Annotated in this window: 9 protein-coding genes; 1 reads left to right on the forward strand and 8 read right to left on the reverse strand. The window is 39.0% G+C overall.

The features are described 5' to 3' along the window. A partial coding sequence (locus tag ACOVQQ_RS07830; protein ID WP_421817709.1) for a hypothetical protein occupies positions 1-188 on the forward strand: 188 nt, incomplete at its 5' end. A gap of 94 nt (positions 189-282) precedes the next feature. On the opposite strand, the gene ACOVQQ_RS07835 is transcribed toward ACOVQQ_RS07830, so the two are convergent. The 8 genes from ACOVQQ_RS07835 to ACOVQQ_RS07870 form a co-directional block, all read right to left on the reverse strand. Continuing rightward, positions 283-2,550 (reverse strand): aconitate hydratase, encoded by a 2,268-nt coding sequence (locus ACOVQQ_RS07835; RefSeq protein WP_421817182.1) that lies wholly within the window; start codon positions 2,548-2,550, stop codon positions 283-285. A gap of 175 nt (positions 2,551-2,725) precedes the next feature. After that, complete coding sequence (locus ACOVQQ_RS07840; protein ID WP_421817181.1) at positions 2,726-3,679, reverse strand: AAA family ATPase; 954 nt, start codon at positions 3,677-3,679, stop codon at positions 2,726-2,728. A 6-nt stretch (positions 3,680-3,685) separates the two neighbouring features. After that, positions 3,686-5,071, reverse strand: a complete 1,386-nt coding sequence (locus ACOVQQ_RS07845) for a peptidylprolyl isomerase (RefSeq protein WP_421817180.1) — start codon at positions 5,069-5,071, stop codon at positions 3,686-3,688. Positions 5,072-5,084: 13 nt separating this feature from the next. Then, entirely contained in the window at positions 5,085-7,043 is a 1,959-nt protein-coding gene (locus ACOVQQ_RS07850) for a peptidylprolyl isomerase (RefSeq protein WP_421817179.1), read from the reverse strand. Positions 7,044-7,148: 105 nt separating this feature from the next. Further along, positions 7,149-9,077 (reverse strand): OmpA family protein, encoded by a 1,929-nt coding sequence (locus tag ACOVQQ_RS07855; protein WP_421817178.1) that lies wholly within the window; start codon positions 9,075-9,077, stop codon positions 7,149-7,151. A gap of 17 nt (positions 9,078-9,094) precedes the next feature. Further along, positions 9,095-11,125, reverse strand: coding sequence for an OmpA family protein (locus ACOVQQ_RS07860; protein WP_421817177.1), 2,031 nt, complete (start codon positions 11,123-11,125; stop codon positions 9,095-9,097). Beyond that, positions 11,058-11,972, reverse strand: coding sequence for a type IX secretion system membrane protein PorP/SprF (locus tag ACOVQQ_RS07865; protein WP_421817176.1), 915 nt, complete (start codon positions 11,970-11,972; stop codon positions 11,058-11,060). Before ACOVQQ_RS07865 ends, ACOVQQ_RS07860 begins: the two co-directional genes overlap by 68 nt. A gap of 48 nt (positions 11,973-12,020) precedes the next feature. Then, the coding region (locus ACOVQQ_RS07870; RefSeq protein ID WP_421817710.1) for a DUF7507 domain-containing protein at positions 12,021-13,534 on the reverse strand (1,514 nt) is incomplete at its 5' end.

A 13,534-nucleotide genomic window follows, 5' to 3' on the forward strand; every position in this document is an offset into this window, starting at 1 on the left:
AAAATGTATCGCTGGGCGGGGTCGCGCCGTTCGCTGCAAGTGGCACCAAACGAGCCAAGCAATTGCAAGCTTTGGCACGGGCTTCCGTTGGTCGCCGCACCAAACCGCAATTGCTAAGCCCGTTTCGCGCAAGCTTTTCGCTGCCGTCGCTTACGCGGAAAATCGTTACCAAAAAAACGATTGTCTAAAATCAATTTCTCCCTTCCTTTTCAAACATTCAGCCAAAAAAAATCTGCCCAACTTTTTGAGCTGGGCAGACTTTATAAAAATGTACAAAAGGATTTATGCAGCTCCGGCAGCAGCAATCAAATTCAATGCTGAACCTGCTTTAAACCAAGCAATTTGACCTTCATTGTACGTATGATTTGCCAGAATGATATCCGTAGTACCATCATCGTGAATAAATTCTAACGTAAGTGGTACACCCGGTGCAAACGACGTTAAATCTTTGAAATTAATCGTGTCGTTTTCACGAATTTTATCGTAATCTGCTTCATTGGCAAACGTAAGTGCTAACATACCTTGCTTTTTCAAGTTAGTTTCGTGAATACGTGCAAACGACTTCACCAAAACGGCTTTTACACCTAAGAAACGCGGCTCCATGGCAGCATGCTCACGAGACGATCCTTCGCCGTAGTTGTGATCGCCAACTACAATCGACGGTATTCCAGCAGCTTTATAAGCGCGTTGTACGGCCGGTACCGCATCGTACGCTCCTGTAAGCTGATTCTTAACCGCATTAGCTTTTTGGTTGAAGGCGTTAATCGCGCCAATAAGCATATTGTTTGAAATGTTGTCAAGGTGACCACGGAATCGCAACCACGGACCTGCCATCGATATGTGATCAGTAGTACACTTTCCGAAAGCTTTAATCAGCAATTTAGCACCAGTAATATTGTTTCCGTCCCAAGGTTCAAACGGAGCTAAAAGCTGTAAACGCTCGCTCGTCGGACTCACAGCTACTGTAACGCCACTTCCGTCTTCGGCCGGCGCTTGGTATCCTGGATCTTCAGCATAAAAACCTTTTGCTGGCAACTCATTTCCAGTTGGTTCATCTAATTTAACCTCTTCGCCATCTTCATTAATTAATGTATCGGTGATTGGGTTAAATCCGAGGTCTCCCGCAATCGCTAAAGCGGTAACAAGCTCTGGAGAACCAACGAAAGCTAAGGTGTTTGGATTACCGTCGGCACGTTTCGAAAAGTTTCTGTTGAACGAGTGTACAATCGTGTTGCGCTCTTCTTTTTCTGCACCTTCACGATCCCACATTCCGATACACGGACCGCAAGCATTTGCAAACACAGTAGCACCAATTTGGTTGAAGGTGTCAATGAAACCATCTCTTTCAATAGTCGAACGAACAACTTCCGAACCTGGAGTAATGGTAAAAGCAGCTTTGGTCTTCAATTTTTTATCGGCAACTTGCTTAGCAAGCGACGCTGCACGAGAAATATCTTCGTACGACGAGTTGGTACAAGATCCTATCAATCCTATTTCTACGCGAAGTGGCCAGTTATTTTTGATAGCTTCTTCACGCATTTTTGAAATAGGTGTAGCTAAATCTGGTGTAAACGGACCGTTCAAATGGGGCTCCAATTCCGATAAATTGATTTCGATTACTTGATCGAAATACTGTTCTGGATTTGCGTATACTTCTGGATCACCCGTTAAATAAGGTGCAATCGCGTCGGCAGCATCGGCAACATCGGCACGATTTGTCGAACGCAAGTAGCGCGCCATCGACTCATCATATCCAAAAGTTGACGTTGTAGCGCCGATTTCAGCACCCATGTTACAAATGGTTCCTTTACCGGTACAAGACATTGCGGTAGCACCTTCGCCGAAATATTCAACTACAGCGCCAGTTCCTCCTTTTACAGTAAGGATTCCAGCCACTTTCAGAATTACGTCTTTTGGTGCTGTCCAACCCGATAATTTACCTGTAAGTTTTACACCGATAAGTTTTGGGAACTTCAATTCCCAAGCCATTCCCGACATAACGTCTACGGCATCGGCACCTCCTACTCCAATGGCAATCATTCCCAATCCGCCAGCATTTACTGTGTGTGAATCGGTTCCGATCATCATACCTCCTGGAAATGCATAGTTTTCTAATACTACTTGGTGAATAATTCCTGCACCTGGTTTCCAAAATCCAATTCCGTATTTATTTGATACCGATGAAAGGAAATCGAAAACTTCGCTCGACTGTTGTTTCGCGCGAGCTAAATCGGTTGCTGCATCAACTTTCGCTTGGATCAAGTGGTCGCAATGTACCGTTGTTGGTACGGCAACTTTTGATTTACCGGCATGCATAAACTGAAGTAGCGCCATTTGGGCTGTTGCATCCTGACAAGCTACGCGGTCTGGAGCAAAATCTACGTAGTCTTTTCCACGAGAAAAAACCTGCGTCGGATTACCTTCCCAAAGGTGGTTGTATAATATTTTTTCGGTTAGCGTTAAAGGTCTTCCCACCAATTCGCGCGCCTTGTTTACGCGCTCTGGCATGGTTGCGTAAACCTTTTTAATCATTTCAATATCAAAAGCCATGATTTTACTTATTTGTTTGCGGTGCAAATTTACGAAAACGTTGGTAGTTGTTGTTCGGCGAAAGCTAATACCGTTTGATTCTAAACAACTTTTGAGGATTTATCAAATAAAAAACGCTCGTCTCTAAAATTATTAAAAACGAGCGTTTAAAATCCGAAATTAGCAATAATCGGTCTTAAAATAGCTTTTCGATTATCGCTTCAATAGTAATATTTTCAGCATCTGCTTTATAATTTTTAACAACACGATGACGCAAGATTCCTACTGCAACGGCTTTAACATCTTCTGCATCTGGCGAAAATTTTCCGTTAAATAACGCATGGGCTTTAGCTGCTAGAATGAGGTTCTGTGAAGCACGAGGTCCAGCTCCCCAATCGATGTAGTTTTTGATAAAATCTGATGCGTTTATCGAATTTGGTCGTGTTTTTGAAACTAAACGCACCGCGTATTCAATAACATTATCTGCAACCGGAACACGGCGAATAAGTTCTTGGTAAGAAATTATTTCTTCTGCAGTAAATAACGCTTGAATTTGTGGCTTGTAATCCGAAGTGGTATTTTTTACGACAGCAACTTCTTCTTCAAAACTTGGATAATCAAGCTTAATTGAAAACATAAAACGATCGAGCTGTGCTTCTGGCAAAGGATAAGTTCCTTCCTGCTCTATTGGGTTTTGTGTTGCTAAAACAAAATACGGCAAATCGAGTTTGTAGTTGTGACCGGCAATGGTAACCGCGCGCTCTTGCATAGCTTCTAGCAAGGCGGCTTGTGTTTTAGGAGGAGTACGGTTAATCTCGTCGGCAAGAATGATATTAGAAAAAACAGGCCCTTTAATAAATTTAAACGTTCGATTTTCGTCTAGAATTTCGCTTCCTAAAATATCGGAAGGCATTAAATCCGGCGTAAATTGAATACGCTTAAACTGCAATCCCAAACTTTGTGCGATGGTATTTACCATGAGCGTTTTCGCCAAACCCGGAACGCCAACCAATAAAGCATGGCCACCGGAAAAGATACTGAGTAAAATCTGATCGACTACTTCGTCTTGTCCTACAATCACTTTTGCGATCTCGGACTTCAATGCAAGTCGTTTTTGAACAAGGCTTTGAACTGCTGCTACGTCTGACATTTTGAATTATTTTTTTAACCAATTGCTTTCAAAAAGACAATCGCGGTATTCTCCATTAATTTTTATGAATGTTTCTTTGATTTTCTCATTGGTCCATTTAGCGATGGCTTTAAATTGTTTTTCTTTCAAAGCTAAATCTTTGATTTTGAGGAAATCTTGTGCATAATCGGCGGTATGCGAAGGAATTCGATTGGTAACCGTAATGATTTTGTACATTTTCTTTTGCGTTTGATCGGTATCTAGAAACGGTACTGAAATTTCGCCTTGCTTAAGATTTGACACTTGCGAGTACAATGACGGATCCATTTTTGTAAGATCGAAACGGGTATCGAGTGTTCTAGGGTTTACAAGTTGTCCGCCGTTATTCTTGGTTTCTTTTTCATCGGAAGAGGCTCTTGCAGCATCGCCAAATGCTATATCTCCCGCCAAAATGCGTTTTCGAATTTCAGTAATCTCGTCCTTGGCTTCTTTGAGGGCTTCATCGGAAACTTTAGGGATAAGTAGGATGTGACGCAAATCGACTTCTTGGCCTCTGATTTTTTCGACAAGAATAATGTGATAACCAAATTCGGTTTCAAAAGGTTCGGAAATTTCGCCCTCGTTCAAACTAAAAGCTACGTCTTTAAATTCCTTAACAAAAGGCGTTTTCCGATTCATTTTGTAGTATCCACCGTTCGATTTGGAACCGGGATCTTGTGAATATAAAACGGCTTTCGAAAAGAAACTACTTCCGTTAATTACGTCTCGCTTGAGTTCTTTGAGTTTATCGATTACCTTTTGCTTTTCTTCATCGGAGATTTTTGGCTTGATGACTATTTGTGCTACTTCGACTTCATCGCCGAAAACGGGTAAATCAGCTTTCGGTATTGATTTAAAGTAATTTCGAACCTCTTCCGGTGTAATTTCAACTTTTTCAACAATTTTTTTCTGCATTTCAGAAGCGAGTCGGCTCATCTTTAAAACGTCAAAAAATGTAGATCGAAGTTCTTCTTCGGAGTTTTTCTTGAAGAATTTTACCAATTTGTCCATGCTGCCGATTTGCTCGATCATTACAGACAACTTTTCTTCTAATGTACCATTAATTTCCGCATCGCTTACAACAATACTGTCTTGAACGGCTTGGTGCGCGTAAAGGCGTTCTTCGAGGAGCTTGCCGATCATCTGGCAACGTGTAATCCCATCGATTGAGTTTCGGGTACTTGTGAGTTCCAAGAAGCTTTTATCGATATCGGAATCTAGAACTAAGTAATCCCCAACTGTAGCGACAATTCCGTCGATTTTCTGTTTAGATTTCGGGATCTGAATCGGTTTAACGGTATCCTTTATAATTTCCTGTGCAAATAAGGTTGTGGAAAGAAATACCAACAAGAGCGCATAAAAGCGTTTTTCCATAAGTGAATGTTTACTATTTCAAAGCGGCTTTCACTCGTTCGAAAGCGGCCTGATTTACGTCGATTTTAAAATCTTTTTTAAGGTTTGTTACCCAGTTACTTTCGAGATATTGCTGATAATCGTTGATGATTTTTCCTTTTGCCTCCTCGAAAGTTTTGTCGGCAGCGGGTAGTATTTTCTTTATTTCAATCACGTAGAAGTAATCTCCTTTCTGAAGCACCTCACTAAGACCTTCTTTCCAGGCAAGTGTTGCTGGGTATGCATCGCTGTTTTCATCAAAAGTACCTTCTGTAATCATGACTGATTTTCCGTCTTTGTTTAGTTCCTTTTTGATGTCTGCAATTGCAGTTTTATTCTTAAGTGCTTTCTTGGTTTTCGTTACTAAATCTTTAGTTACACTTGATGCTATAATACCTTCAAATCTTTTTTTCCAACGGTAAGCGGATTTGTTGCTGTTATAAAAATTCTGCAAACCAATGGTGTCGGTTTTTGCTTTCTGCCAGATTTCTTTCTCCATTAAATCAAAAAGAAGTAAGCCATCTCTATATTCTGTCATAATATCTGCGAATTCAGAAAACTCGTTTTCCAAGTTATTATTGTAATACTCTTGGAGCTTTTCTGCGGTAAATGACTGGTATAGATTTTCTACGAGCTTCGCAATAGGCTTAACATCGGGAGCTGCCTTTTGTCGTTTTTCTACGTATTGAATAAAATCTATTGCTTTATATTGCTGCTTGTCTACAGTATAGATCGTTTTTTCGAAAGCCTTCGTATCTGCCGACAGCTTCCATTCGCCTTTATAAAAAGAGTCGTCAAAGATTTTTTCTACGGCTTTGTAGGTCTTTTGATCCGTTTTAGGACTATATTTTGCAGTTAGTTTTTCAACCAGGCTATTTGTAATTTTTCGAGATCTTTCGTCCTTTTTGATTCGTGACTCCAAGTCGCTTTTTACCTCCTGAAAAGGTTTCATCGGGAATCTTTGCAAAAACTTCACTATGTGCCAACCGAATTCAGTTTCAAAAGGTTCGCTAATTGCTTTTTCTGCAGACAAGCTAAAGGCAACATCTTCGAATTCTTCAGAAGTTAAATCGCCAGAAGCAAACTTGTTTAAGACTCCACCTTTTTTCGCGGTTGATTGATCTTCAGAATACATTTCTGCTAGAGTTTCAAACTTCTCCCCTTGCTGCAATTTTTGATAGATTTCGCCTATTTTATCCTTGGCTTTTGCATCGCCATCAGTATTTCCTGGCTTAGCGATCATGATATGTGCTACGTTAACCTCGCCACGATTAGCTCGTTTTTCTAAAACTTTAATGATATGATATCCAAAACGGGTTCTAACAGGATTCGAAATTTTACCGACAGCAGTTTTATATGCTCCAGATTCGAAGGGATATACCATTCTAAAAACAGAAAAGAAGCCCAAATCTCCGGAGTTTTCTTTTGCTGAGGGATCTTCCGAAAACTCTTTCGCTATTTTTCCGAAATCTTCACCTTTAGTTATGCGATTACGGATTTCTGAAATTTTGTTAAATGCTTTGAGCGTGTCTGCCGGCGACGCATTTTCATCGCATGATATTAAGATATGGGCGGCTTTAATTTCAAACTTCGAACGCTCATAGGCTTCGGCGACAAGTTCTTCGGTAACCTTAGTATCTGTAAGGTAATTTTTCGCCAATTGCGATCTGTAAGACTTCAATTCGTTTTGGTAGGCAGTCCCGTTTTGCAAACCTAACTTATTAGCTTTTATGATTTTTAGTTTGTAGCCGATATATAAATCTAAATACTGGTTTAGGTCTTTCTGACTCTCATCTTTAACTAGATCAATATTCTTTTTGTAAACGCGTGCAAACTCATCGGTGTAAAAAGGTTCACCATCCACAGTAAACAAAACTTCTTTTGTAATGTTTTGTGCAAAACCTGCAGGGATACGCAATAAAAACAGGCAGAATAAAAGCCATTTAATTTTCATAGATACAATATTTCGAAAATATGTTTAGTGAAGCACGCAAATTTAACAATTCGATTGTGCTACCGATGCCTAAAGCTCAGTATTAACAAATTTTTTAAGGGAAAATTATAGGGAGAGAATAATAAACTGTGATCGTCGGTTAGCCTGATGCTCTTCTTCCGAACATTTAACACCATCGACACACTTGTTAATTGGTTGAGATTCACCGTATCCTCTCGCTGAAAGTCGGCTTGCATCGATACCATTATCTATTAGCCACTGTCGAGTTGATTGTGCACGTCGATCAGACAATTTTTCATTGTAAGCAGCTGTGGCTCGGCAATCGGTATGGCTTCGAATATCTATTTTCATATTAGGATATTCTATCAAAACTTGTCTAATTTTTTCAAGCTCTACTGCAGCATCGGGACGTATAAATGATTTATCCAGATCGAAATAAATCATTTTGATACCTACTTTTGGAGCGATATCTTCTCCTTTTTGGAAACGAGGTGTTTTTTGTGAGAGCGCGATTTTAGCTGAAACATCTCCAGAGAAATCAGGTGTTTTGACAAGAACTTCATTGGTTTCGTAGGATTGTTTATTAGCTCGCAACGTGTACACGCTTTTACAATTAAGCTCAAAACTAAATCCTCCCTTATCATTTGCGTACATTTCGTCTATGCGTTGCAAATTCTTGTCCAATAAAATAACCTGTGCGTTTGGAAGCGGTTGCTGTGTTTTTTCATCTACTACAACACCTACCACTTTTTGCTTACACTCTAGAGGCTTAATTTCCGTTAATTGATATATATCGTCATCTCCAAATTCTGAGGGACGATTCGATGTAAAAAAACCATTCTTGTATTTATCGTCAATAATAAAAGCAAAATCATCGAAAGGAGAATTGACAGGTTCGCCAACATTTTGAATTTCCTCTGTAGTTGTCGGACTTTTTAATTTTGTGGCAAATACATCTGTTCCACCGAGACCGGGATGACCGTCACTAGCAAAATATAGTGTATTATCGCCAGTAACAAATGGAAATGTTTCTCGGGATTCCGTATTTATTTCTGGACCAAGTGTTTGAACTTCTCCGAAAGTACCATCTTTTTTTATTTCGACTACATACAGGTCCGACTTTCCTGCTCCACCGGGACGATCTGAGGCGAAGTATAAGTATTTCTCGTCGAGACTTAAAGCTGGGTGAGCAGTAGAGAATTCATCGCTATTAAAAGGAAGTTCTTCAACATCTCCCCACTTTCCATCATCAAGAGTTGCTTTGTATATTTTCAATAAAACCTGCTCTCGATTATTTTTGTGTCTTTTGCCGTTCAAATAATTGTTTCGGGTAAAATACATCGTTTTTCCATCGGCGGTAAAAACTGCGCTCGATTCGTTTAAAACCGAATTCACTTTTGAATTAAATCGTTCGGCTTTATTTGCAGATCCATCATTGTCGAACGACACCTGATAAAAATTAGAAAAGGCTCCGTTTGTCCACTTCATTTTAGATTTAAAGGCACCGCCGGTGTCTCTTGTAGTGGTAAAAACTAGTTTATTTCCAAGAAAAGCCCCACCATAATCTGAATAAGGCGAATTAAACTCGGAGATTTTGATGTTATATCTTCCGGAATTCTGTTTTATTGCTTTTAGGTAATCGTTTTTTTTTAGATAGACATTTGCTCTTTTATCTCCGATATTGAATGCTGCAAACTTATCCATATAGACTTTTGATAAGTCGTAGTCTTCAATGGATTTAAGTGCTTGTGCATAACGATAGAAATATTCAGGATGCTGATCATCGGTTAATGCAAAAAGTTCTTTGTAAGCTTTAGCTGCATTTTCGTAATCGGCGCTGAAATAATAAGCATTACCTAACTTTTGGAAAAGTTCTTTCGATTTATATCCACTTGCTGCGACGCGTTCGTAGATTTTTATTGCATCGAAATAAGCAAAATCATTGAACTGCTGAGTAGCTTGAGCAACTTCTTTTTCCTGCGCTAGACAGAAGCAGGATAAAAAAAGGAAACTTATGACTACCTTGAGCTTCATTATTCCGGTCGCTTAATTTAGAATTCAACAACAATAAATTGTGATCTTCTGTTCATTTGATGTTCAGCTTCGGAACATTTGACGCCGTCGGCACATCTGTTAACTAGTTGCGTTTCTCCATATCCTCGACCAGTAATTCGATCAGGAGAAATTCCGTTTCTAACCAACCATGCTATTGTAGATTTTGCTCGTCGTTCAGAAAGTCTTTGATTGTATTCTTTCGTTTGACGGCTGTCTGTATGTGACCGCACATCAATTTTCATTTTTGGATATTGATTCATGACAGCGAGTACTTTTTCAAGCTCAAATGCCGCGTCTTTTCGTATGAATGATTTATCAAGATCGAAGTAAATAGTCGGAATATCTAAAACATCGCGTTCTGCTAAGTCGGTTCCTTGTTCTATTTTAACAAGACGCTTTTTAAGTGTTAAGGGAATATATGTATTACCTGTAAGTTTCGGCGTGTTGATAGGAATCTCAGTGGTTTCGTAATCTACTTTGTCAGCTCTGACAAAGAGTTTTGTATCGCAATCAACTGTTCCAAAAGAATAAAATCCTTCTTTATTTGTTGTGATCGTTGCGATTTTATCCATATCAGCTGAGAACAGGGTTAACTGGGCATCCACTACAGGCTCGTTTGTATCTACATCACGAAGAATGCCTTCAAGCACTTGCTCACAATTTAACTTTTTAAGTTCTGTAAATTTGTATATATCGTCGAATCCTTTACCACTTTCTCGGTTACTAGTGAAAAAACCGGTTCTACCCACTGGATTCATATAAAATCCGAAATCGTCTTTTCTGCTATTTAGTGGCGTTCCTAAATTTTGCACGCTACCAAAAGTTCCATCGGTTTTAAATTTGGTAACAAATATATCGAGTCCGCCCAATCCAGGATGGCCATCTGAAGCGAAGTATAATTCGCCCTCAGTACTAACAAACGGGAAGGTTTCTCTTCCAGGAGTATTGATTTTTGAACCTAAATTGACTGGGGTTCCGAAGCTACCATCTGGGTTTATTGCAACTTTATATAAGTCTGAAGCTCCAAAACTACCTGGCATATCAGATGCAAAATACATTGTTTTTTCATCGGGAGATAAAGCGGGGTGAGCACATGAATACTCATCACTATCAAATGGCAGTTCAATAACATTAGACCAAGTACCATTAACCCATGTAGCGCGGTAAATTTTAAGTAGGACATCTTTGTTATCATTCCTACGTATTTGGCCGTTTAAGTAGTTATTTCTAGTGAAATACATTGTTGTGCCATCTTTGGTAAAAACAGCAGAAGCTTCATGGAATTTTGAATTTAACTTCTTTCCATAACGTTTTGGATTTCCCAGTGGCGCATCGAAGTCTTCCTTAACATCAGAAGAAAACAGATTTGTAAAATACTTGTTGTTCCACTTAAATTTCTTTTTGGAAAGTCCTCCTGTATCTCTAGCAGTTGCAAAAACTAACTTGTCGCCATTCATAGAAGAACCGTAATCAGAATAAACCGAATTTATACCTGCGTCTTCTACGTAATAACGTTTAGAATTCATTTTAATAACTTCTAGATAATCGCGATTATCGTTAAACAAAGACGCTCTTTTATCAGCACTAGCGATAGCATTGAATTTTTCAAGATACTTATCGGCTTCTTCATATTTTCCAACAGACTTTAATGAAAGTGCATATCTATAAATGACTTGTTCATTCTGTTCTGAATTTAGGGCAAATAGTTCCCGATATACTGCTTCTGCCTTATCGTATTCGGCGTTAAAGAAATAGGCATTTCCAAGTTTAAGAAACATCTTTTCATCCTTATAACCTTTTTTTGCTACTTTTTCTAAAATTTCAATTGCATCCACATAGGCAAACCTGTTATATTTCTTGTCTGCCTTTTCAAGACTTTTCTTTTGAGCAAAAGAAGCACCTGTTGTTAGGCAAGACAACAACAAGATTAGAACGACTTTAATTTTATTTGACATCATATTAGAAGAATCTTGGCGAGACAATTTTGTCGTAATTTTTAAACAACTCGAAACGTAAAAAGATTTCATGAGAGCCGGAATTGTAATTTGCTAACCTGGTAGTTTCCATATCATACCCATAACCAACAAACCATGAATCGTTAACTTGAAATCCTGCCATTGCACTCATTGCCGCCGACCAGCGATAAGCTACACCCAAAGTAAATTTTTCATTAATAAGGAAGTTACCTGACAAATCGACTTGCAAAGGAGCTCCATTAACCACTTTAGTAAGAAGAGCAGGTTTAAATTTAAGATTTGGATTTAAATCAAAGACGCGTCCGGCTATAAAGTAAAGATGCATTTTTTCGCTTGCTGTACTTGCGGAATTATCGTCGTAATGCAATGTTTCAAGCATGAACGGTATAGATAAACCTACATAGGTTTTGTCACTGTGTAGATAGATACCAGCACCAATATTTGGCGTAAATCGGTTATCAATATTGTTTTGACCAATGCTTGGGCTGTCTCCTGGAAGAACTGTCAATCTTGTAAAATCGACGCTGAGTAAGTGTGCAGAAGCTTTAAGACCGAAAGATAATTTATAATCTTCAGAAGTTTTAATCCAATACGAAACATCAACAGATGCCGTATTTTCATCGGAGATACCAATTCTATCATTAACAACGCTCAGACCAATTCCAAATTTAGAATTGGCGATAGGCGAATGAACAGAAACGTTGTTGGTTGTTGGTGCCCCATCTAGACCTACCCACTGCGTTCTATGTAATCCAAATATACTTAAAACACCACGCGAACCCGCATAAGCTGGGTTAACATTCACTGTGTTATACATGTACTGCGTGTATTGAGCATCTTGTTGCGCGTAAGTTGCACAAGCGCTAAACATTAACAATATCCAAATTTTTGCTCTCATTTGTTGTGTATTTGGCCGGGATCCCTGAGAGAGATCCCGGAAAATAGTTTATCGTGTTAAATGTAAGAATCCTGCTTTCTCGATTGGCTGACCTTCTTTTACATATTTCAAGATGTAATAGTAAGTACCCTCTGGCAATCCAGTCGATTTATCAACTGTCACTCGACCTTCTGATATACCTCTAAAGGCTTTGTCTTCATTGTTATAACCTGTTGTTTCGTAGACTAAAACTCCCCAACGGTTGTATATCATCACTGAATTATTTGGATAACATTCTATACCTTGAATATGTAAATGTTCGTAACCTGCAATTGTCTGTGAAACTAAGTTATAAACTTTAACTGTACAACCATCGAGAACTATTACAGTTGGATCATCGAAGTTGTTGCTGTCATCATCTGAAATATCTTCTACTATCTCACCATTTGCAGCAACAGCTCGAACAGAAGCTTGGTTAGTTACTTGACCTCTATCCAAATCCTCTTGCGTTAAATAGTAAACCGCTTGAATTCCAGTGAATGACTCGCCCGGAAGTAGCTCAGGAATGGTAACAGGGGTTGGTAGGTTCCAAACAAGTCCTGGCAAGAAGTCATCAGTTATAACTGCATTATAAAGAATTGAATTTCCAGTATTTGTTACTGTAAACGTGTACGTAATTGTTTCGTTTACTTGGGCAAATCCGTCGTTATTCAAATCGTTGAATACTCCCGTTTTAACTACAGCTATGTCGTTATTAATAGTACAAAGCGTCGATACTGTAGTGTTGTCATCACCATTTGTATTATCACCGTCATCGGATACGTCGGTAATTAATACACCTGCTGGATTCTGACCAACTACTGTAGCTGTATTCACAACTTGACAGTTATTAACGTCAGTTTGAGTAATTACATAAGTAGCAGTTAAAGTACCTACTTCTCCTGGATTCAACGTTGCTGGAACTAACGCTTGATTAACTGTATTTGTTAGAGCGTCGTTAATCACAATGTTAGATATTGTTGCAGTTCCCACATTTGTAACCGTGAACGTGTACGTAATAACGTCACCCACAACTCCATCACCTCCAACAACAGCTGTTTTAATCAGCGATAATCTTGAAGTTGTTAGCGGAGTAATTGTTGGATTATCATTACCATTATCTGGATTTCCTTCATCTGATACATCTGTAGTGTTTCCACCTCCAGGTATAGATCCTGTAGTACTTGCTGAGTTCAGAACCTGACCTGCATCAATATTAGCCTGAGTGATTGGATAATTAACAGTCAATGTTCCTATTTGACCAGGCAATAGATCTGTTGGCGTAACAGGAACCAGAACTGTGCCAGTCAAAGCGTCATTTACTAATACGTTAGTTACTGTAACATTTCCTGTATTTGTGACTGTGAATGTATAAGTAATAGTCTCTCCTACTTGTGGAACACCATCGGAATTGTTATCATTAAACAATCCTGTCTTCAACATTGTAAGAGATGGAACTTGCGTTAATGGAGTAACCGTTGGGTTATCGTTTCCATTTTCTGTAATACCATCATCTGAAACATCGGTTGTAGTACCTCCGCCAG

The organism is Flavobacterium sp., from assembly GCF_049240005.1.
GTDB lineage: Bacteria > Bacteroidota > Bacteroidia > Flavobacteriales > Flavobacteriaceae > Flavobacterium.